The organism is Moraxella catarrhalis (genome assembly GCF_001656295.1).
Taxonomy (GTDB): Bacteria; Pseudomonadota; Gammaproteobacteria; order Pseudomonadales; family Moraxellaceae; genus Moraxella; species Moraxella veridica.
In genome coordinates this window covers 25,829-48,562 of sequence record NZ_LXHE01000017.1, presented here as the reverse complement: position 1 = coordinate 48,562, position 22,734 = coordinate 25,829, and the positions used below count along the sequence as shown (strand labels likewise).

Below are 22,734 nucleotides of genomic sequence, written 5' to 3'. Positions count from 1 at the left end.
TTTTTAGGATTTATTATGACATTCATTAAACCCTTAAGCCTGGCTATCGTAAGCCTACTAATGATCAGCGCAGCCCACGCAAATACTGATGGTGACATCGTATCTGGCGAGGTGGTTATCCAAGCCCAAAGTGATAACAGCACAATCAACAGCATCGAACAAGGTGGTAAGCGCACTACTATCCATGGTTTGGATGAATATGCTCGCCGTGTCAATGAGTCGGTTTGGACAGAAAATATGAAAGTCAATACCGCCATGACCGTAAAAATGCAAGTATTGCTTGATTGGAATCATGTCTCCCCTGGTCCTATTGATGGTGGTTGGGGCATGAATTCCAAAAAGGCATTGACAAACTTTCAAAAAATCAAAGGTTTGGAACCGACTGGTAAGATGAATCAAGCGACTTGGGATGCATTGATTGGTGACGTTCCTGCCGATCAGCCAGTCTTGGTCAGTTATACCATTACCGAAGCTGATGCTAAAGGTCCTTATAAAACCCTACCCAATGATGCAGAATCTCGTTCAAAGTTAAAAGCTTTAGGCTATGAAAGTATTCAAGAGATGCTTGGCGAAAGATTTCATATGGATGTGGCATACCTAAAAAAACTCAATCCAAATAAACGCTTTGTCGCTGGCGAAAGCATTACGGTGATTAATACTGGCAAGCCATTTGAGGGCGTTGTTACGCGTGTGGTTGCCGATCGTAAGGATAAGATTTTATATGCTTATCATGAAGATCAGCTTGTCGCCACTTACCCAACGACGGTTGGCGGTGAGGCAAGCACAACGCCAGGCGGTAAGTACAAAATCATCAATAAAGTCAAAATGCCGACTTACAAGGCGACGGTCAATCGTGAGGGCGAAGACAAAAAAGTCTATTATTTACCACCAGGACCAAACAGTCCTGTCGGTGTGGTTTGGATGGGATTAAATAAACCCAGCTATGGTATTCATGGTTCGCCCATACCAGAGGGCATTAGTCGACAATCGTCGCTGGGCTGCATTCGTCTGACCAATTGGGATGTGCTAGAATTGGTCGCTGTCATCGAAAATGGTGCGACAGTTGAGATTCGTTAATTTTTAACCAACCAATAAAAATAGCTTGAAAATATTCAAGCTATTTTTATTTTTCTGTTTAATGGGATTGCTTAAATTACTTGGCGTGATAAGCCAATTTAACACCCACAGCATAGCCGTCATTATCCTCGAAACGACCTGATGTGCCAGCATTATCGGCCACTTGTGGAGGAATACGAGCGTCTGCATCACCAAATTTAAAGTATTTACCGCCTAAAGACAGCGACCATTCAGGTGTGAAGTTATAACGCGCACCTAGGCCCAGTGAATAGTATCCTTTAATTGGTCCTAATGTGCTTGTAGGATTGCCCGCACCACTATCCCAGCCTACCGCACCCGAAACTGCCAATCGGTCAGTCACACGCTTACCCAAACCAACTTCAGCCGACCACTGGTCTTTATCATAGCTAACGATTGGTAAACCCTGTGGATAACGAAGTTTTGTAGTTTCTGTATATTGTGTTGGGCGAATGTCAAAATCAGACCATGGCACATAGCGCACTTTGGCAGTTAATAGCGTTGTTGGATTTACACCAGTTTGGAAGTCTAAGTTCCATGATTCTGGCAACGTAACTTTAAAGTCTTTTGTGCCCTGATAACCAGTTACAGGAATGGTTTCGGTAATTTCAGAGTCATGCTCAATCTCAGAGCGATAGGTTAAAGCTGCTTTTAGGGCAATTTCGGGTTTATAAAATGCCAAACCTGCCGCCCAGCCCACTTCAGTATCTGTCGCGATTTTGGCATCATAGCCCGTCATGACTTGATAAGCAGGACCACGCAAATGAACCTCACCCTTAACTCTTTGAGCCACAGGACCGCCATAGATTTGGAAATTTTTATTAGCACCCAATTTGGCACCGACTAACATGGTTAAATTATTGGTGCGAATCTCTACGTTGGTACCTTGACCTTCGTGAGTTTCAGCAGTTTTTGCAATATTGCCGACAGCGACGATTTTGGTCAATGCATCTGCAACAACTTCGTCAGTAACCGCTTTTCTAGCCAATTCATTGACTTGATTAGCAGGTAAGTTTGGATTTTGGGCACGGATTTGTAGTTTGGCAGCTTCGGTTAAATCTTTTTTGACAAAACTGGCAATTCCTTTCTTGATCAGACTACCAGCATTTTGGTATTGTTGAGCAGTCTTTACGATTTCAGCTCTGGGTTTAAGCGCCAAAGGTGTGCCTGCAACCAAGGCAGCATAAGCAGAATCAGCGCTTTCAGTGACAAAATTACTATTACCTTCATACTGAACCGCTGCACCAAATGGCTCATCGTACAGCACACCCACACTAAAGGTGTCGTTGATGTCTGCTTTAACGCCATAACGGAAAAAATCATAAGCTTCAGCAGCGTCACCAGTATCTCTGCCCAAAGTGTCCTTACCTGTTACATCAGCGTCAATATAGGTGTAGACAGTTTCTGCATAGGTGCCTTCTTGTAAGAATGCGGTGATATCCTGACCTGAACGGTCTAGACCTGCAGCATGAGCTGCTGTAGCGGTTAATGTTGAGATGACGGCTAAGCTGAGCGCTTTATATCCAAATTTTAAGCTCATTATTTTCTCCAAAAGATCAGTCCTTAGAAATATGCAAAACTGTCTATACTTTCTTATTATAGAACAGTACAAAAAGTCTTACACGTTTGTATCTTAAATGAAATTTAATCACAAAACAAGCGAAATATGCCCATTTTTTTACAATTTTTAATTTATTTTTTACCACAACCGATTTTTTTCAGCCAAATCCCTACGACTTAATAATGTGGCGGTCTATCCGCCATCACATCAAATGGTGCAATGCCGACATCGTCAGTTTTAGTCTGGATTTGCTGATAAATTATTTTTAGCTGATCTTGTAAATCGATCAATTCACGGTCTTGGCGAGCGATGATTTCGCTCAATCGATCACAGGTATCTTCCAAAAAGCTGATCCGAGTTTGAAGCTCGACCAAAGCTGAGTCGTTAATTTTTGACATAAATCCACCTAATGATTAAATTACACAATCAAATGGCTTATTTTACGACATAACACACCATTTATGCTTAAAAATTTGATATGATAGTCAATTCATTTATTATAGTATCAATACACTTTTATGGCTTTGATTCAATTAAAAAATATACATTTGGCGTTTGGCGTTGCTCCGATTTTAGATGGCGTTAATTTCAGTCTTGAACTGGGTGAACGCGTTTGCTTAATTGGACGAAACGGAGAAGGTAAATCGACCTTATTTAAGCTTATTATACGTCAAATACAAGCCGATGATGGCGAAGTTTTGATCAAAGATGGCACAAAGATCGCCATGCTGGCTCAAGATGTGCCAAATGAGTCAGCCAGCGTGCTTGATGTGGTGATGGGCGGTGATGCTAAGGTCGCTCAGGCGCTCAAATCTTATCAGCTTGCCAGTATCGACTGTGCCTCAGGTAATACCGATGCTTGCCAAGCCATGAGCCAACTTCAGCAAACCTTAGATGCGCTGCACGGTTGGGATTTTGAGCGCAGAGCGCGCGCACTGATTGATAGCATGGGGCTCGAAGCAGATGCCTGCCTTTCTGAATTATCAGGTGGACGTAAGCGCCGTGTGCTACTAGCTCGCGCACTGGTAACAAATCCAGATGTGCTACTGCTGGATGAACCGACTAACCATTTGGATATTGAAAGCATCGACTGGCTTGAAAAATTTTTATTAAATGAGCGATTGACCGTCTTATTCATTACTCATGACAGAAGATTTGTAGATGCGCTAGCCACTCGCATCGTTGAGCTTGATCGCGGTCAGCTGTCTAGTTATGATGTTAATCAAGGTGTTGGCGGCTACGCTCGCTATCAAGAATTAAAAGCCCTTGAGCTTGCTAGTGAAGAAAAATCTTTTGCCGAATTTGATAAAAAACTTGCCCAAGAAGAAGCTTGGATTCGCCAAGGCATCAAAGCACGTCGCACTCGCAATGAAGGTCGCGTCCGCGCTCTAAAAGCCATGCGCGAAGAGAGAAAAGCGCGTCGCGATGTCGTGGGCAATGTCCAAATTAGCCAAAATAGTAGCGAAAAATCTGGAAAAATTGTTTGTGAAGTCAATCACTTAACTTTAGAATACGAAAATAAAACCTTAGTTAAGGAGTTTTCGACCGTACTGCTTCGCGGTGATAAGGTCGGCATCATTGGCAAAAATGGCGTTGGCAAAACCACGTTGATCAAAAGCATCTTGGGACTGGATAATTCAGCGATTCAAGCAGGTTCGGTTAAGCTTGGCACCAATCTTAATATCGCTTTTTTTGATCAGCTAAAAGATGATTTGGATCTTGAAAAATCCGTCGCGGACAATGTTTCAGAAGGCTCCGATCATGTTGAAGCAGGTGGACGAAAGACGCATATTTTGGGGTATTTGCAAGATTTTTTATTCACACCAAATCGTGCTCGAACTCCCGTTAAGGCGCTGTCAGGGGGCGAAAAAGCACGCGTTTTATTAGCCAAATTATTATTAAAACCTGCCAATGTGTTAGTCCTTGACGAGCCGACCAATGATTTGGACATGGCAACGCTTGAGCTTTTGGAAGATTTTGTGGTGAATTTTGAAGGCACGGTATTGCTCATCAGCCATGACCGTGCATTTATGGATAATGTCGTCACCCAAACTTGGGTATTTGACACCGACAGATATGGTGATGGTGTGGTTTTGGAATATGTTGGCGGGTATCAAGATTATCTTGAGCAGCACCAAAGATGGCTTGCCAGTCAGCCCGTGAGTCCGTCTAATCCTCCAAAAGATGATAAAGCCGAGCCTGCTACTCAACCCAAGCCAAGCGCCCCAAATACCGCACCAAAACGCAAGCTCAGCTACAAAGAGCAGCGCGAATTGGACAGCTTGCCTGATGAGATTGCCATGCTTGAACATGAGCAGTCAACACTGGCTGCCAAGCTTGAAGATGGTTCATGGTTTAACACCGATTTGGCAGCCGCAACCAAAGCCAGTGAGCGCTTGGCACAGATCGATGAGCTTTTGATGACAAAGCTTGAAAGATGGGATGAGCTTGAGAGTATTATCAAATGAGCTACCCTAACAAAAGCAAGTCCACAATGCCTTCAATCAAAGATATGCCAAGTCTGACAGACACTCACAAGCAGACAAGCCAAGCCAAGCCCAAATCATTTGAGTGGCAATTTTTACACCCTAAATATTGGGGGTTTTGGTTGGGTTCTGTCTTAATTTTACCCCTAATCTATTTGCCGCTTCGTTGGCAATTTTGGATCGGTAAGCGCATTGGGATTTTAGCCTTTAAATTATCCAAAAGCCGTGTCCAAGATACGCTCACGAATCTAAAGCTTGCTTTTCCCAATCAGTCAGATTTGGAGCGCTTATCAGTCGCAAGGCAGGTATTCATCAACCAAGGCATTGGTATTTTTGAAAGTTTATGCGCATGGTTTCGGCCCAATGTTTTTAAGCGCACGTTTAGCATCTCAGGCCTGCACCATCTAATTAGCGCACAGCAGCAAGGCAAAGCGGTGATTTTACTAGGCGGGCACTATACCACACTTGATTTGGGAGGTCGGCTATGTACACAATTTTTTGCGGCGGACTGTGTGTATCGCCCACAAAATAATCCTTTGCTTGAATGGTTTATTTATAACGCGCGTCGCCGAATCTTCGATGAACAAATCTCAAACCGCGATATGAAAAAGCTCATCACACGCATCAAGCAAGGTCGTGTGATTTGGTACTCGCCTGATCAAGATTTTGGTCTTGAGCATGGCGTGATGGCAACTTTTTTTGGTGTGCCCGCGGCGACAATTACCGCTCAGCGCCGCCTTGCAAAACTGGGCGATAAAACCAATCCCCCTGCAGTCATCATGATGGATATGCTCAGACAAACCCCTGATCATATCCTAAGCGGTCGTCGCCCGCATTATCATATTAGTCTAAGCGCCGCTTTAGAACATTATCCAAGTGCTGACGAAGTGGCAGACGCTGAGCGCATCAATCGCTTGATTGAGTCTAGCATCAAAAAAGACATCAGTCAGTGGATGTGGTTTCATCGCCGCTTTAAAAACCAAGCCGATGACACCAACTACTATTAACATTAATCTTTGATTTGGAAACTAAAGCTATGATTCGCACTCTTTTGGGCGGTAAAATTCACCGCGCCACCGTTACCCAAGCCAATCTAAACTATGTTGGCAGCATCACCGTTGATGTTGATTTGTTGGATGCTGCAGGTATTTTGGTGAATGAAAAAGTCAGTATCGTTAACAATAACAATGGTGAACGATTTGAAACTTATACCATCGCAGGTGAGCGTGGTAGCGGTGTGGTGTGTCTAAATGGTGCTGCCGCGCGTAAGGTGCAGCCAGGCGATGTCATTATTATTATGAATTACCTGATGATGAATGACAGTGAAGCTCAGACACATCAGCCCAATGTGGTACTTGTCGATGCGAACAATCACATCACCGATGTGCTGCATTATGAGCCCGCCAATACGGTATGGTAATTAAAAATCTCTCATAGAAGGCGGCCATCATCACCGCCTTGCTGTTTGTAAATAGGCTGCTTTAGCTAGCTTATAAATTAGTGCTTATTTAATCACCTTGAAAGCCGATTGACAGGTCAGCATTTGTCTGATTTAGCTTAATTATTGGTTATTTTGATTAAGATTAATTTTTAAACTATTTAACCAAACCAGCTCATGTAATAAAACGCTTAGTGGCAGCAAGTCTGAATTAATTTATCAGCGATATCTGGCGCATGCGGTTTTGGGATATTTGACTTTTAACCGTCGCCTCATCGTGCTAAAATAGCCAATTTATTCGATGAGATACTCATAATATCAAGCACCAAGGAATGCAAGCATGATACTGATGATCGATAACTACTGTAGCTTTACTTATAATATTGTTCAGTACTTTGGAGAGCTTCAACAAGAGATTACCGTTTGGCGGAACGATGAAACCACTTTAGATCAAATCATTGAGCTTGCGCCCCAAGCGATTGTTTTGGGTCCTGGTCCATGCAGTCCAAGTGAAGCGGGCGTCACGCTTGAAATTTTAGAAAAATTATCAGGAAAAATTCCAATTTTGGGCGTTTGCTTGGGTCATCAAGCCATTGGACAAGCTTTTGGCGGTCAAGTTGTGCGTGCTGGCGAAGTGATGCATGGGCGCCTGTCAGCTGTCCACCATACTAATCAAGGCGTTTTTGCTGATATTCCAAATCCTTTTAATGCCACGCGCTATCATTCATTGGTGATTGATAAAGCCACCCTGCCCGACTGTTTAGAAGCCACCGCTTGGACAAATAATCCTGACGGCTCATTACAAGAAATCATGGGCGTGCGTCATAAGTCGCTTGATGTAGAAGGCGTGCAATTTCATCCTGAATCCATTTTGAGCGAACACGGCTATCAAATATTTAATAATTTTTTAAAGCGCTGTGGTCTGGCAAAGCTCGATAATGACGCCCTGCCTGAAGTCGCTTAAAAATATTGACTTAATTTTATACTTAAATGATTGCAAAGTACCATGACCCATACTTCCATAACGCCTGAATACATCACCTCAATGAGCGATGATGAGATTTTAGCCATACTTACCAAAGCTTTGGCGCGCTTACTGAAACATATCGAGCTTACCGCTCATGAAATGCGCCAAGTCATGCTCATTATCATGCAAGGTCGCTGCCCTGATGCCTTGATGGGGGCGATTTTAATTGCGCTGCGTCAAAAAGGCGAATCGATTGATGAAATCAGCGCCTGCGCCAAGACCATGATTGAGCTTGCAGACACCATTAAGATCGAAGATGATCATGCAGTCGATATCGTCGGCACAGGTGGTGATGGCTCAAATTTATTTAATGTATCCACAGCATCTGCTTTTGTGGCGGCAGCGGCAGGCGTGACCATTGCCAAGCATGGTAACCGCGGCGTGTCGACTTCGTCAGGCTCATCGGATGTGCTAAGTCTTGCAGGTGTGCGCTTAGATATAGATAAATCGAGCACTATTGATGCCATCAACACGCTTGGCATCGGCTTTTTATTTGCACCCAATCATCACCCTGCCATGCGCCATGCCATCGGTGTCCGACGACAGCTCAAAGTTCGCACTATTTTTAATATTTTAGGTCCACTTACCAATCCTGCCAATGTTAAGCGCGCTGTGGTTGGGGTATTTAGCCCTGAGCTTTGCGAGCCTTTGGCGTATGTTTTTGATAAACTTGGTCTTACCCATGTTATGGTAGTACACTCCCAAGATGGCTTGGATGAATTTAGCCTTGCGGCAGGTACGCATGTCGCTGAGCTTAAAGATGGTGTGGTGCGTACTTATCTTTGCCAGCCCGAAGATGTTGGAATCGTCTCAAAGACCTTACATGGACTGAATGTTACCGACTCCGCCCAAAGCCTTGACATCATCCAAAATGCACTTGGCGGCAAAGCCTCTGATGACATCACCTTAAAGGCTCGCGATCTCATCGCCATCAACGCAGGCGCTGCCATTTATGTAGCAGGTCGTGTCAAGACACATGCCGAAGGCGTCGCCATTGCCAAGCAAGTTATGACCACCTCAGATGCTTTAGATAAACTAAATGCACTGGCTCAATTTACTCAATCATCCTAATATTATGACCACAAATACACCAAGCATTTTACAAAAAATAGTTGCAACCAAGCATCAAGAAATCGCAGCTGCCAAAGCCCGCCGATCTGCAGATGAGCTATTACACCTTGCCAAAGCGCATAAGCCTCGCGGATTTGCCAAAGCACTGCAGGCAGTGGATATCCAGGCAGGTCATATTGGCGTGATCGCTGAAATCAAAAAAGCCTCACCTTCAAAAGGCATTATTTGCCATAATTTTGATCCTGTCTTAGCAGCGCAAGACTACCAAAAAGCCCAAGCCACCTGCCTATCTGTTCTGACAGATCGCGACTATTTTCAAGGTCATGATGACTACCTGATCAAAGCCCGTAATGCTGTTAGCCTGCCTGTACTTCGTAAAGATTTTATGGTTGATGAATATCAAATTATTGAATCGGCTGCAATGGGCGCGGATTGCATTTTGTTGATTATGGCTTGCTTGGACGATGCTACCGTTTTGCATCTGCATCAAACAGCGATAGATTTGGGTTTGGATGTGCTGATTGAGATTCACACCGATGAAGAGTTGACTCGCGCGCTCAAGCTACCCAAATCATCGCATAACATTTATGGCATCAATAATCGTGACTTAAATACTTTTGAAGTCGATCTGGCACATAGTATTCGCCTCTGTCAGCGACTGTTTGATGAACTTGGACAAGACGCACTTGTTGTCAGCGAAAGTGGCATCAATGACGCCGCCGACATTCATTTGATGCAAAAAAATCACATTCACCATTTTTTAATCGGTGAACAGTTTATGAAGACAGGCGACGCAGGCGACGCCCTATCTAATCTATTAAAGACAATCTGATATATTTTAATTAGTTTTATTAATTTTAAGCATCAAATAAGAGTAAAATTATGAGCGAAACCAAAAAACGCATTTTGACGGGCATCACGACGACGGGCATTCCGCATCTGGGAAATTATGTTGGCTCTATTCGCCCTGCGATCGCATCAGCCACTACAGCTTTTGAAAATCATGAGGGTGATGCATTTTTCTTTTTGGCAGATTATCATGGTATCATCAAGTGCTTTGATCCTGATGAAATTCATCGATCGACACGAGCCATTGCTGCGACTTGGATTGCGTGTGGACTTGATCCTGAAAAAGTCACCTTTTATCGTCAATCGGATATTCCTGAGATTCCCGAGTTAGCATGGGTGCTCAACTGCTCATGCGCCAAGGGTTTGATGAACCGCGCTCATGCTTATAAAGCTGCAGTTGATATCAATTTAAGCAAAGAAGATACCGATCCTGACTACGGGATCAGCATGGGTCTGTTTGGCTACCCTGTGTTAATGGCGGCTGATATTTTGATGTTTAATGCCACGCATGTTCCTGTGGGCAAGGATCAGATTCAGCATATCGAGATGGCAAGGGACATCGCTGGGACATTTAATTTTAAATATAAGCCATTATTTACCGAGCCTTTGGCGGTTGTTGATGAAAATACGCCGTTACTGACTGGTTTGGATGGACGAAAAATGTCAAAAAGCTACGGTAATACCATTCCACTGTTTGGCGATGGTAATCCGCAAGTCGATCCTGAAAAGGCGCTGAAAAAGGCTGTCATGCAAATTGTTACCAATTCACAGCCCCCCGAAGAGCCAAAAGATCCAAATGACTGCACCATTTTTGAAATTTACAAAGCCTTTGCGACACCTGAAGAGATTGAAGCACTGGCAGCGCATTATCGCCGCGGGATAGGTTGGGGTGAAGCCAAGGAAATTTTATTTAATAAAATCAATGACGAAATCGCCCCGTATCGCGCTCGCTATTTAGAGCTTATGAGTAATCCAAAAGAGCTTGAAGAGATTTTGCAGATGGGTGCCGCTAAGGCTCGTCGTCAGGCACAAAAGCAGCTGGACAAAACTCGCCGCGCCATTGGCATCAAGCCCCTTGCTAAGCTAAAATGAGCGATACTCTTAAGGCAAATCCTGTCAATTCACCAAGCCAGTCAAGTGTTAGAATTTTTGATACGCAAGTCTTGAGCTTGCCTGAGGATTTATACATCCCACCGCAGGCGTTCGCCATTTGGCTTGAGCAGTTTGCAGGACCATTGGACTTTTTATTATATTTGGTTAAGAAAAATAACTTTGACTTGACCGAGACAGCGATTTTGCCCATCACAGAGCAGTATTTGAGCTATATCAATGACTTGGATGAAGCATATTTTGAGCTGGCAGGCGATTATTTATTGATGGCAAGTACGCTGATTGCCATCAAATCTGAGCTATTACTGCCCCAGCCTGAGATTAGCGATGAAGAAGCCAGCCCAAAAGCCAGACTGATTCAAAGGCTTGAGGAATATGCACAAATCAAAGAAGCCGCTCAGCGCATTGATCGCCTACTTCGACTTGAAAGAGATGTTTTTTTGGCATTTGCTAGCATGCCAAGTCCTGAAGCCATGCAAAAACAGCTACCCAATTATTCGCCTGAAATTTTGGTAAACAGCTTGGTTAATATGCAAATCCGTCCCGAAACCGCCGCCCATACCGTTCAAGCAGACAGCGTGCCATTACCTCAGCGTATCGCGAGCATTACACGACTAATGAGCGAAAAAGGCGTGAGCACGTTTGCCGAACTGATTGACAAATCTCAAGGTAAAATTGGCATTGTGGTGAGTTTTGTCGCTGTGCTTGAGCTGATTAAGCGTGGCTTAATTGGGTTTGATGAATCTGAGTTAAATGATCACACCAAAGCTTCGACCACCAATCCAAAATCTGCACCCGAAATATTCAATCACGGACAGAATTTGGCTGAGCAAAGCCTACATTGGCTACACTAACTGTCACCACCATCATACGACTCTTTATGACCCAAAATACTTCTACAGAATTTTTGCAAGCACATAAGCAAGCCGAAACATTCAGCCGTTATATTGAGGTGCTTTTGCATGCCAGTGAGACGCCACTGACTGATAATGACCTAAAAAAGCATCTTATGATTGGTAGTAGTGAGCTCAAAGATGCTCTGGCTGTCCTTCAAGAGCGGCTGTCTCATGGCGTGCTTACACTCAATCAGACCGCCAGCGGCTATCGCTTGCAAATTAAAGACAGCTATAGTAGCCTAATTCAGCAGGTTTTCCCTGAGCGGCTAGAAAACTTAAGTCAAGCCCTGCTTGAAACCTTGAGCGTGATTGCTTATAGACAGCCGGTCACTCGTTCAGACATCGAACAGGTGCGGGGCGTCACAGTCTCTAGCAACATTTTGCGTCAATTATTTGATAAAGGCTGGATTGTTGAAAATGGGCATAAGGACACTTTGGGGCGTCCTGCACTATTGCATACCACGCAGGCATTTTTAGATGCGTTTGGGCTTCATAGCTTGGATGAGCTGCCGCCTCTGCCTGACCTTGAGCGCCTAAAAGTCAGACAATAAATTTATAATTAACTTGTCAAAATGAGATAAATCACGTATGATGGCAAGTTTAGTAGCCGATTTATCGAGCTGGTAATCAAATCGTCTTAAATGGGCAATGTTACTTAGGTTCATTGATCATTGAACCGATTATATTTCACATTGAGATAATGTTATAACCAATTTTCTGGAATTTTTTATGAATAACCCAACCATACAAACCACAGCTGAGCTAGAAAAGCCTGTGGGTGAAAAACTACAAAAACTACTCGCTAGAATGGGTCTGGGCTCACGCCGCGGACTTGAAGAAGTCATCAAAGCTGGTCGCATCTCAATCAATGGCAAAGTCGCCACATTGGGCGATAGAGCTATCCTAACTGACGAGATACGCGTCGATGGTCGCTTGGTACGCCTAAAAGCCGAGCGTGAAAAACGCCGCCGCGTCATTGCCTATTATAAGCCTGAAGGCGAGATTTGTTCAGCGTCTGATCCTGAAGGTCGCCCTACTGTATTTGATCGTCTGCCTAAGCTTACCGGTGATCGCTGGGTGATGGTGGGTCGGTTAGATATCAATTCATCAGGCCTGCTGCTATTCACCAATGATGGAGAACTTGCGCATCGCTTGATGCACCCTTCAAATGAAGTGGTCAGAGAATATGCGGTGCGAGTGCTGGGCGAAGTCACACCGCAAATTGCCAGTCAGCTAACTCAAGGCGTGGCGCTTGAAGATGGCATGGCTAAATTTGATGATATCAAAGAAGGCGGCGGTACCGGCGTCAATAAATGGTATCACGTCACCATCAAAGAAGGTCGCAAGCGTGAAGTTCGCCGAATGTTTGAAAGCCAAGAGCTAAAAGTATCTCGCCTGATTCGTACAAGATATAGTACGGTCATCTTGCCCAAAGAGCTGCGCACAGGTCGTTTTATTGAGCTTGACGCCAAAGATATTGGCAAACTTGTCGAGTCTGTAGGTCTGCGTCAGCGTCAGGGTACCGGCTTAAATACTGCCGCCAAAGAAAAGCAGGCGCGTATTCATAAAAAACCTTTAAAATCTCGCGAAGTCCGCCGCCAAAAGCATGAAGCTTATGAGCGCCGTGAAGAGCGTAAAAAACGCACCCCAAATCTAAAAACCGCTAAATTTACGCAAATTTAATTAGTTATTCTAAATTATTGATAAAACATAAAGCTGCCATTGGGCGGCTTTTTTTGTGTTTTAATTTTTTCATTAGCACACATTTATGATGATTTTATGACAAAGCCATTTGAATAAACTGATTTATAAACATTGTTATTTTTATAAAATTTATCATAAAAATTATTCATGATTCGGTTACAAAAAAAGTTGACAGAGCTTTTATGAAGCAACGCTTTGATTTGCCTAGTATTATACAAGAACAGCCATTTTGAATCACAAATTTTTTAAATAATCAATCTTTTATTTTAACAAAAAATAGGCTATATTGTTGCCTCACAACCATCCATACACTAGATATAGTGTATAACCTGCCAAAACAGCTGATAAGCCTTATTGGACTATACTGACTCATTTTCTTACTACATTGCGTGTATATGCCAAAAATCCACTTGGCAAAACTGCATAAAAAACTTTGGAGCAATAATGACACATATTGATCAAATTAAAGTTACCAAGAGAGATGGTCGCCTTGAACCCATTAATCTTGATAAAATTCACCGAGTCATTGCTTGGGCTGCTGAAGACTTAAATAATGTGTCTGTTTCTCAAGTTGAGCTAAAATCTCATATTCAATTTTATGAGGGAATTCGCACCCGTGACATTCACGAAACCATCATCAAAGCCGCCGCTGACCTGATTTCGGTAGAAACGCCAGATTATCAGTATTTGGCAGCTCGTTTGGCAATTTTTCACCTGCGTAAGATTGCTTATGGAGAGTTTGAGCCACCACATCTTTATGCTCATGTTAAGCATCTCACCGAACAAGGCAAATATGATCAGCACATTTTGGCAGATTACAGCATTGATGAGTTTAATGAGCTAAATGATTATATTGATCATAGCCGTGACATGAACCTAGCCTATGCTGCCGTTGAGCAAATGATGGGTAAATATTTGGTACAAGATCGTGTCACCAAGCGCGTTTATGAAAGCCCTCAATTTTTATATATGTTGGTTGGCATGTGTTTATTTGCAGGCTACGATCAGGCTGAGCGTCTTGACTATATCAAGCGTTTTTATGATGCTACCTCAAATTTTTATATCTCGCTACCCACACCGATCATGTCTGGCGTGCGTACGCCGACGCGTCAGTTTAGTTCATGCGTTTTGATTGAATGCGGTGATAATCTTGATAGCATCAATGCCACCACGTCTGCCATTGTGCGTTATGTCTCACAGCGTGCTGGTATTGGTGTCAATGCTGGTGCTATCCGTGCGCTTGGCAGCCCAATTCGTGGCGGCGAAGCTCAGCACACAGGCTGCATTCCATTTTTCAAAATGTTCCAAGCTGCCGTTAAATCATGTTCTCAAGGCGGTGTTCGTGGCGGTGCAGCGACTTTATTTTACCCAATTTGGCATTTGGAAGTTGAAAGCTTATTGGTGCTAAAAAATAATCGTGGTGTTGAAGATAACCGAGTGCGTCATATGGATTATGGCGTACAGATTAATAAAACCATGTACGCCAGATTAATTAAAGGCACTGATATTACTTTATTTTCACCCTCAGATGTACCAGGGCTTTATGAAGCATTCTTTGCCGATCAAGAAACTTTCGAGCGATTATATACCCAATATGAAGCCGATGAGAGCATCCGCAAGCGTAAAGTGCCTGCCCGTGATTTATTCAGCCTAATGCTGCAAGAAAGAGCAAGCACAGGCCGTATTTATATTCAAAATGTTGACCACTGCAACACACATAGCCCCTTTGATCCGACGGTCGCGCCGATTCGCCAATCTAATTTGTGCATGGAGATTGCCCTACCGACAGCGCCTTTGGATAACATTAATGATGAAAAAGGCGAGATCGCCCTGTGTACTTTATCAGCGATTAATTTAGGTAAGATCGAAGAATTATCTGATATCGAAGAGCCTGCTGAGCTGATCGTTCGTGCGCTTGATGCGTTGCTTGATTATCAAGACTACCCTGTCATCGCCGCCAAAAAAGGCAGTATGAATCGTCGCACTTTGGGCGTTGGCGTAATTAATTATGCGTATTATTTGGCAAAAAATGGCACCCGTTACTCCGATGCAGCGGCACTTGGTTTAACCCATCGTACCTTTGAGGCACTGCAATATTATTTGCTCAAAGCATCAAACAAACTCGCCAAAGAACAAGGTGCTTGCCCTTGGTTTGATCAAACCACCTACAGCCAAGGCATTTTGCCCATTGATACCTACAAAAAGGATTTGGACAGCATTTGTACCGAACCTTTGCATTTTGATTGGGAGAGTCTACGCACAAATATCAAAGCCTACGGTTTGCGTAACTCTACCCTATCCGCCTTGATGCCATCAGAGACCAGCTCTCAGATTGCCAACGCAACCAACGGCATTGAACCGCCGCGTGGTTTGGTATCCATCAAAGCGTCTAAAGATGGTATTTTAAAGCAAGTCGTGCCTGAGATTGAACGCTTGGCAAGTCAATATGAACTGCTTTGGAATATTCCTGATAATAATGGCTATCTGCGTTTGGTTGGAATCATGCAAAAATTCATTGATCAGTCCATCTCTGCCAACACCAATTATGATCCGACCAAGTTTGAAGGTGGCAAAGTACCGATGAAAGTGCTGATTCAAGATCTGCTAACCGCTTATAAATTTGGCGTCAAAACCTTGTATTACCATAATACTCGTGATGGTGCTGATGATGCCCAAGGTGACTTGGACGATGGTTGTGCAGGTGGTGCGTGTAAGCTTTGAGAGTTAGCCCAATTTGTTTGACAAGTTGGGCTAATTTTATGTTTATGGCATAATATCCCTTAATCATGAATTGCTGAGTTTGGATTTTCTTGCATTTTTATCACTCAAATTATATGCTATAATGTGTCAATTATCTATATCACTAGGAAGATTGCCCATGAATATTCAAGCATTAATGCAACAAGCCCAAGCCATGCAAAAACAAGTTGAGAAAAATGTTGAAGCCGCCAAAGCAACTCTTGCAACCAAGGAAGTACAAGGCGAAGCAGGCAATGGCTTGGTCAAAGTTACCATGACAGGTCGCCATGTGGTTAAGCGCTTATCCATTGACCCAAATCTTATGGATGATGAGCCTGACATGATCGAAGATTTGGTAGCTGCAGCGATCAATGATGCGGTGCGTCAAGCAGATGAATTGTATGAAGAGGTGATGGCTGGTGCGACAACTGGCATGGGTCTGCCACCTAGCATGAAAGGCTTGTTTGGCTAAATGCTCACCCCAAAACTGGATAAACTCATCAAAGAGCTACAAGTCTTGCCAAGTGTGGGACAAAAATCAGCTCAGCGAATGGCACTACAACTTTTGACCAAAAAACGCACCCAAGGATTATCTTTGGCGGCTGCACTTGAGACTGCGATGCACGACATTAAAGAATGCTTGCAGTGTCACTCCTTTAGTGATGATGAGATTTGCCCAATTTGCTTGGATCATCGCCGTGATGATGGGCTACTATGTGTCGTTGAGAGCGCCTCAGATGTGATGGCAATTGAGCAAAGCGGCGCTTATCGTGGTAAATATTTTGTGTTAGGCGGACATTTATCGCCCATCGATGGCATCAATGCCAGTGATTTACACATTGATCAATTGGTTCATCGTGTCAGACATGAGCCGATTCATGAAGTCATCTTAGCCACTGGCGCCACAGTCGAAGGTCAAACGACCGCTTTTTTTATTCATGATGCCATCCGTGCCCATGTGCCCAAGATCACCCGTCTTGCTCAGGGCATCCCTATGGGCGGTGAACTTGAATATGTGGATAGCATCACCCTTCATCAAGCGCTACAAAATCGCGGCAATATATAATTACAATTATGACGACACCAACTTTCGAGTTCCCAAAATTTACAATCGATCAAACGGCTTGTGATGATTTGCCCACGCTATGGGTGCGCACTGATGATGAATTATACGCTTTGATCGATGAGATTGATGCGAGCGATGTGGTCGCACTTGATACTGAATTTATCAAACGAACCACCTACTATCCAATTTTGGCACTGATACAAATCAATACTGGCAGTGCAATTTATTTGATTGATGCCCCTAAGCTTGATTTGACTGAATTTTGGCAAGCGCTTGCTGAAGTGCCGACGATGGTGTGGTACGCCTGTGGTGAAGATTTGGGGATTTTTTATTTACTTGCCAAATGTCCGCCACTGACAAATGTGTTTGATGTGCAAATTGGTGTGGCGTATTTATCAGGTAAATTGCAAGCAGGCTATAGCCAAGCCATCAATGAGATATTGGGCATTGAGATTGATAAAGGCGAAAGTCAATCAAATTGGCTAGCGCGACCTTTGTCTTATGAACAAGAAACTTATGCTGCCAATGACGTGCGCTACCTGCTCAAACTGTATGAAGCCGTCAAGGCAGAACTCAGCAATCGTAAAATCCTAGAGTGCGTCATCGAAGACAGTCGCCACTATGCTCGTGAATTACATGCCATTCAAAATCAGCCCGATGAGATATTGTATTTAGACTTATTAGCGCCGATTTATAATCGCCGTCAATTGGGTGTGCTTCAGCAGCTGACCATCTGGCGCGAAGCTTTGGCACGAGCAACCAATGAGCCTAGAAGCTTTATTATCGGTAAACAAGCACTCAGAGAAATTGTCCAAGAGATGCCTGATAGCATCAAGCTTTTGGCTCGCACGACCATTAACCGAGCTGTATTAAGGCGCTATGGTGATGAAATCGTGCGTATTATCAGTCAAGTCAAAAGCGCCAATGAAGACGCACTGCCACCGTTGCCACCGCCGACTTATCACAGTAAAGCCAAGCCTTTTAAGAACGACTTAAATGATGTGATTAATACTTACAGTCAAAGCCATCACATTCCCTCCAATTTATTATTAAAAAATCGTTGGATAAATGACTTATTGCTCTTGGTTGCTTATGATGGCTTGGTCGAAGAGTTACCGCCAGAATTACTAGGTTATCGTAAGGATTTGATCGTAAACGGCATTTTACCGACGTTAAGACCTTATAAAGCACATATTTTAGAAGTTTTAAATACACCTGAATATAATTACTGATCATAAACATGAATTACCAAGACAAATTTGCGCACATGGTCGTGTATTGCGGTTCAAACTTTGGCGATACACCTGCTTATTATCATGCCGCCCAGAGCTTGGGTGAAGCCTTGGCGGAGCATGGTATCACTTTGGTGTATGGTGGTGGCAATGTCGGCTTGATGGGGACCATTGCAGACAGCATCATCGCACATGGCGGCAAAAGCATCGGCGTCATTCCCAGATTTTTGAGGGATAAAGAAGTCGCTCATCATGGCCTAAGCGAGCTGATCATCACAGAAGATATGGCAAGTCGCAAACTAAAGATGATATCCTTAGCAGATGCTTTTATTGCTCTTCCTGGTGGTATTGGTACCTATGAAGAGCTTTTTGAGGTCGTATCACTGGCACAATTGCGTCAGCACGCCAAGCCGATCGGCGTTCTTAACATTGACGGGTTTTTTAATCCTTTTCTTAAGCTACTTGAGCAGACGGCAGAGGCAGGATTTATGCCCATTTCAAACATTGATTTGATTTGTGTGGCTGATAACATCCCTGCACTGCTGACAAAAATGGCAAATTATCAGTTTAGCGAATCTCAAAAATGGGTCAAGCCCAGTTGGATGGATGATACATCGGCTTATACTGCGCCCAAATTTACTTAAGCACGCATCAGTTTGCCAAATTGTACAAAATATGACAAAAAACACTTGCAATAAAATAAAACGAATGTACACTATATAAAGATAATTTTAGCAATCGCGCAAGCTGATTTACTGATTGTATTTCTTTGCTCGCTTTAGCATATCAGCTGGTGGTTGGTTTTGTATTAACATTCATATTAAAGGTGATGCTGATGGACATCAAAAAAATTCGTGAACTGGTAGATCTGATGGAAGAAAAAGATCTGTTAAATTTGGAATATGGTCATGATGACAAATACATCAGCCTTACTCGTAATACCGCCGTGCAGACAGTCGCTACCACCCAAGTTGTTTCGGCAACACCTTCAGCCACCATGCCTGTTGCCGTCAAGCCAAGTGGTCAGCTTGAAACTTCGCCCATGGTTGGCGTCTTTTATTCAGCACCCAGCCCTAATGACCCTCCTTTTGTCAAAGTGGGTCAAAAAGTTGAGGCTGGCGATACGCTTGGTATCATCGAAGCCATGAAAATCATGAATCCTTTAGAAGCTACCCAAAGCGGTATTATTGAAGAAATCTTGGTTAAGAATGCCGAAGTGGTCGAATTTGGTCAGCCTGTCATTCGCTACAAAGCCTAACAGGAAGACACTATGATTAAAAAACTTCTCATTGCAAACCGTGGCGAGATTGCTCTACGCATCGTTCGTGCGTGCAAGCAATTGGGTATTGCGACAGTAGGCGTTTACTCTACTGCTGATAAAGACTTGATGCACTTACGCTTTGTTGATGAAGCGGTATGTATCGGTAATGCACCCTCCTCTCAAAGTTATTTGGATATTAATGCCCTGCTGGCTGCAGCTGAGATTACCGCAGCTGATGCCATTCATCCTGGATATGGATTTTTGTCAGAAAATGCTGAATTTGCCGAACGGGTCGAAGAAGCAGGCTTGACTTTTGTCGGTCCGCACCCAGAGCACATTCGATTAATGGGCAATAAAGTTTCTGCAATCAATGCCATGAAAGAAGCTGGCGTACCAACTGTACCAGGTTCTATCGGTGCAATCACTTTAGGTAATGCTGAAGAGCAAGCCCGTGAAATTGGCTTTCCATTGATTGTCAAAGCTGCAGCCGGTGGCGGTGGACGTGGTATGCGTGTTGTTGAGCGTTTTGAAGAGCTATTAAACCAAGTTCAAGCCGCCAAAACCGAAGCTCAAAATGCCTTTGGTGATGATACCGTCTACATGGAGCGTTTTTTAAAAAATCCTCGCCATGTTGAGGTACAGGTGTTGGGTGATGGTGATGGTAATGCTTTACATTTATTTGACCGAGACTGTTCATTACAACGCAGGCATCAAAAAGTACTTGAAGAAGCACCCGCTCCAGATATTCCTGATGAGGTTCGTACGCCAATTTTAGAAGCATGTGTTCACGCCTGTAAAAAAATCGGTTATCGTGGTGCAGGCACCTTTGAATTTTTATACGAAAATGGTGAATTTTTCTTTATTGAGATGAATACCCGTGTACAAGTTGAACACCCCGTAACCGAGATGATTACAGGCATCGATATCGTGGTCGAACAATTAAAAATCGCCGCAGGGTATGGCTTATCCTATCATCAAGATGAAATTACGATTCGAGGTCATGCCATCGAATGCCGTATTAATGCTGAAGACCCAAAAACTTTTATGCCATCACCTGGTCAAATTCAGCGTTTATTTACCCCAAGTGGTTCAGGGATTCGCTTTGATTCACATCTTTATCAGGGATATACCATCCCAAGCTACTATGACTCTTTAATCGGTAAGCTCATATGCCATGCCCAAACTCGCCGACAAGCCATTGCTAAGACATTGCACGCTTTAGATGAGCTGGTTATTGAGGGTATCAAAACTAATATTCCTTTACATCGAGATGTCATCTTGCAAGATGAGGCATTTTGTGAAGAGGCACAAAATATTCATTATCTTGAAGGTCATATGCTAAAAACGCAGTGATTAGGCATTTTTCAATATGTTACAAAGCAGTCAAAATTTGACTGCTTTTCATTATTTTAGCATAATTATTTGATACACCAAAAAGACGATCGCTAAAATCTACTCAAAAGATTGAATTTATCGCTAACAATCCCAATGTAAGCGTTGTTTAATTTCATCACATGGCAATTGGTTGATTATTTGATTGTAATTTATCACTGTCAGCCAAGGTATTTGCCACAATAAAAGGAATATTCTTTGAGCATCACTCGCACCATCCAAACCAATCTAAACACGCATGAATTACGCACTTTGCTTGGCGAATATAACAAGCATATCAAATACATTCAGGAACGACTTGAGGTCCAAATCACTCAGCGACAAGATCAGTTTATTATTACAGGTGAGCTTACTCCTGTTGAGCGCACCGAAATCATCATTGATAAATTGGCGGAGCTTGCTGGCGAACAGCATGATATTAGTGGAGAAGAGCTTCATTTAATTGTTCAATCCAGCTTATCGCGTGATAGTGATCATGATGAAACTCTGGGCAAGAAAAATGGCAGCAACTCAAAAGACAAAAGCTATGCCGATATCTCTTTGCGCACACGCAAAGGCAAGATCACGCCAAGAGGCTATAATCAGCAAGAGTACGTCAAAAAAATCTTAGTTTCGGATGTGTCTTTTGGCGTTGGTCCAGCGGGTACGGGTAAGACTTATCTAGCAGTAGCCTGTGCAGTGGATATGCTTGAGCGCGGAGAGATCGAACGAATTTTACTGGTCAGACCAGCGGTTGAGGCGGGTGAGAAATTGGGATTTTTGCCGGGTGATTTGACTCAAAAAATCGACCCTTATTTGCGCCCTTTATATGATGCACTGTATGAAATGCTAGGCTTTGAAAAGGTTGGCAAATTACTTGAACGCCAAGTCATTGAAGTTGCGCCGCTTGCTTATATGCGCGGACGGACGCTGAATAATTCATTTGTGATCCTTGATGAAGCGCAGAACACCACCCCAGAGCAGATGAAAATGTTCCTGACGCGTTTGGGTTTTGGTTCTCGAGCGGTAATTACAGGCGATATGACGCAAGTTGATTTACCCCGCGGTCACAAATCTGGCTTAGCTCAAGCCTTGCAGATTTTATCCAAGATTGATGAAATTCATATCACTCGCTTTGATAGTAAAGATGTGGTGCGCCATCATTTGGTTCAAAAAATCGTTCAAGCTTATGATCAATTTGACGAAGAACAAGAGGTAGCAGCTGCCGAAAGAAAAGCGGCGCGTATCGCTGAAAAGCTTGCCGCCCAAGCAGGTGATATTGATGCCAAATGAGATTGATTTGGGATTTTCCGATGGGTTAGAGCCCGCTGTTCGATCAGTATATTCAAGTCAAGATTGGACAGCGGTCTTGGACACAGCATTATCGGTCATGACTCAAAAGCTTCATCAAGGCACCCCATTCCCCTACTTTCCCGATGCGCAGACGATCTGGGATAAGCCCAAATCATTAAGCCTGTACATCGTTGATACCGCTGAGGGTCAAGCTTTAAATCTTGAAGCGCGCGGCAAGGATTATGCCACCAATGTACTGTCATACCCAAGCGCCCTGCCATCAGAGATTTTAAACATGATGGAAGTGATTGAGCTTGGAGAATTGGTTCTGTGCCACCAAGTCATTGATGATGAAGCACGCGCACAAGGCAAAACGTTCGAAGCGCATCTGACCCATTTGATCATCCATGGCGTACTCCACTTATTGGGCTTTGATCATGAGATCAATGATGCTGATGCTGATGAGATGGAAAGCTTTGAGATCCAAATCCTAGAAAAGCTTGGGATACAAAATCCCTATCTTGAATCCTGACCG

Annotated in this window: 22 protein-coding genes; 20 read left to right on the top strand and 2 right to left on the bottom strand. The window is 43.5% G+C overall.

Going from position 1 to position 22,734, the window contains the following annotated elements; genetic code table 11:
• Window positions 1-15 precede the first annotated feature (15 nt).
• Window positions 16-1,077: a L,D-transpeptidase family protein gene (locus AO382_RS07655; protein WP_064619762.1), complete on the top strand. Its 1,062-nt coding sequence runs from the start codon at window positions 16-18 to the stop codon at window positions 1,075-1,077.
• Window positions 1,078-1,153: 76 nt separating this feature from the next.
• Here AO382_RS07655 and AO382_RS07650 read toward each other — a convergent pair whose 3' ends face one another.
• Together AO382_RS07650 and AO382_RS07645 are read right to left on the bottom strand one after the other, a co-directional pair.
• On the bottom strand, window positions 1,154-2,635 hold the full coding sequence (locus AO382_RS07650) for an outer membrane protein transport protein (protein ID WP_064619759.1): 1,482 nt from the start codon (window positions 2,633-2,635) through the stop codon (window positions 1,154-1,156).
• Between the two features lie 197 nt (window positions 2,636-2,832).
• Window positions 2,833-3,054 carry a SlyX family protein gene (locus AO382_RS07645; protein WP_064609921.1) on the bottom strand — a complete coding sequence of 74 codons (222 nt, stop codon included), beginning with the start codon at window positions 3,052-3,054 and terminating at the stop codon, window positions 2,833-2,835.
• Window positions 3,055-3,174: 120 nt separating this feature from the next.
• Between AO382_RS07645 and abc-f the strand changes: the two genes are divergently transcribed.
• The 19 genes from abc-f (at window position 3,175) to ybeY (ending at window position 22,731) form a co-directional block, all read left to right on the top strand.
• Window positions 3,175-5,124, top strand: coding sequence for a ribosomal protection-like ABC-F family protein (gene abc-f / locus AO382_RS07640; protein ID WP_064619756.1), 1,950 nt, complete (start codon window positions 3,175-3,177; stop codon window positions 5,122-5,124).
• On the top strand, window positions 5,121-6,149 hold the full coding sequence (locus AO382_RS07635) for a lipid A biosynthesis acyltransferase (protein WP_064619753.1): 1,029 nt from the start codon (window positions 5,121-5,123) through the stop codon (window positions 6,147-6,149). The genes abc-f and AO382_RS07635 overlap by 4 nt, the downstream gene beginning before the upstream one ends.
• A 29-nt stretch (window positions 6,150-6,178) precedes the next feature.
• Window positions 6,179-6,562, top strand: a complete 384-nt coding sequence (gene panD, locus AO382_RS07630) for an aspartate 1-decarboxylase (protein ID WP_049235926.1) — start codon at window positions 6,179-6,181, stop codon at window positions 6,560-6,562.
• Window positions 6,563-6,920: 358 nt separating this feature from the next.
• Window positions 6,921-7,544: an anthranilate synthase component II gene (locus AO382_RS07625; RefSeq protein ID WP_064619750.1), complete on the top strand. Its 624-nt coding sequence runs from the start codon at window positions 6,921-6,923 to the stop codon at window positions 7,542-7,544.
• A 42-nt stretch (window positions 7,545-7,586) separates the two neighbouring features.
• Window positions 7,587-8,678: an anthranilate phosphoribosyltransferase gene (gene trpD / locus AO382_RS07620; protein WP_064619747.1), complete on the top strand. Its 1,092-nt coding sequence runs from the start codon at window positions 7,587-7,589 to the stop codon at window positions 8,676-8,678.
• 4 nt (window positions 8,679-8,682) lie between these two features.
• Window positions 8,683-9,510: an indole-3-glycerol phosphate synthase TrpC gene (gene trpC, locus AO382_RS07615; protein WP_064619993.1), complete on the top strand. Its 828-nt coding sequence runs from the start codon at window positions 8,683-8,685 to the stop codon at window positions 9,508-9,510.
• A gap of 50 nt (window positions 9,511-9,560) precedes the next feature.
• Complete coding sequence (gene trpS, locus AO382_RS07610) at window positions 9,561-10,619, top strand: tryptophan--tRNA ligase (protein ID WP_064619744.1); 1,059 nt, start codon at window positions 9,561-9,563, stop codon at window positions 10,617-10,619.
• Complete coding sequence (locus AO382_RS07605; protein ID WP_064619741.1) at window positions 10,616-11,491, top strand: segregation and condensation protein A; 876 nt, start codon at window positions 10,616-10,618, stop codon at window positions 11,489-11,491. The genes trpS and AO382_RS07605 overlap by 4 nt, the downstream gene beginning before the upstream one ends.
• A gap of 26 nt (window positions 11,492-11,517) precedes the next feature.
• Entirely contained in the window at window positions 11,518-12,084 is a 567-nt protein-coding gene (gene scpB / locus AO382_RS07600; RefSeq protein WP_064619738.1) for an SMC-Scp complex subunit ScpB, read from the top strand.
• A 178-nt stretch (window positions 12,085-12,262) separates the two neighbouring features.
• The gene (rluB, locus tag AO382_RS07595) at window positions 12,263-13,216 is read left to right on the top strand and encodes a 23S rRNA pseudouridine(2605) synthase RluB (protein ID WP_064619735.1); all 954 of its coding nucleotides are present in this window, start codon (window positions 12,263-12,265) and stop codon (window positions 13,214-13,216) included.
• A gap of 465 nt (window positions 13,217-13,681) precedes the next feature.
• A complete protein-coding gene (gene nrdA, locus AO382_RS07590; RefSeq protein WP_064619732.1) occupies window positions 13,682-15,958 on the top strand; it encodes a class 1a ribonucleoside-diphosphate reductase subunit alpha in 2,277 nt (758 codons plus the stop codon).
• A 157-nt stretch (window positions 15,959-16,115) separates the two neighbouring features.
• Window positions 16,116-16,448, top strand: coding sequence for a YbaB/EbfC family nucleoid-associated protein (locus AO382_RS07585; protein ID WP_064619729.1), 333 nt, complete (start codon window positions 16,116-16,118; stop codon window positions 16,446-16,448).
• Complete coding sequence (recR, locus tag AO382_RS07580; protein WP_064619727.1) at window positions 16,449-17,042, top strand: recombination mediator RecR; 594 nt, start codon at window positions 16,449-16,451, stop codon at window positions 17,040-17,042. It abuts the gene before it with no gap.
• Between the two features lie 8 nt (window positions 17,043-17,050).
• On the top strand, window positions 17,051-18,274 hold the full coding sequence (locus tag AO382_RS07575) for a ribonuclease D (RefSeq protein WP_064619724.1): 1,224 nt from the start codon (window positions 17,051-17,053) through the stop codon (window positions 18,272-18,274).
• Between the two features lie 8 nt (window positions 18,275-18,282).
• Window positions 18,283-18,918, top strand: a complete 636-nt coding sequence (locus AO382_RS07570) for a TIGR00730 family Rossman fold protein (protein WP_064619721.1) — start codon at window positions 18,283-18,285, stop codon at window positions 18,916-18,918.
• 191 nt (window positions 18,919-19,109) lie between these two features.
• Window positions 19,110-19,532 (top strand): acetyl-CoA carboxylase biotin carboxyl carrier protein, encoded by a 423-nt coding sequence (accB, locus tag AO382_RS07565; RefSeq protein WP_064619718.1) that lies wholly within the window; start codon window positions 19,110-19,112, stop codon window positions 19,530-19,532.
• A 12-nt stretch (window positions 19,533-19,544) separates the two neighbouring features.
• Complete coding sequence (gene accC, locus AO382_RS07560; protein ID WP_064619714.1) at window positions 19,545-20,888, top strand: acetyl-CoA carboxylase biotin carboxylase subunit; 1,344 nt, start codon at window positions 19,545-19,547, stop codon at window positions 20,886-20,888.
• A 237-nt stretch (window positions 20,889-21,125) separates the two neighbouring features.
• Window positions 21,126-22,199 (top strand): PhoH family protein, encoded by a 1,074-nt coding sequence (locus tag AO382_RS07555; RefSeq protein WP_064619710.1) that lies wholly within the window; start codon window positions 21,126-21,128, stop codon window positions 22,197-22,199.
• Entirely contained in the window at window positions 22,189-22,731 is a 543-nt protein-coding gene (ybeY, locus tag AO382_RS07550) for an rRNA maturation RNase YbeY (protein ID WP_064619706.1), read from the top strand. The genes AO382_RS07555 and ybeY overlap by 11 nt, the downstream gene beginning before the upstream one ends.
• Window positions 22,732-22,734 lie beyond the last annotated feature (3 nt).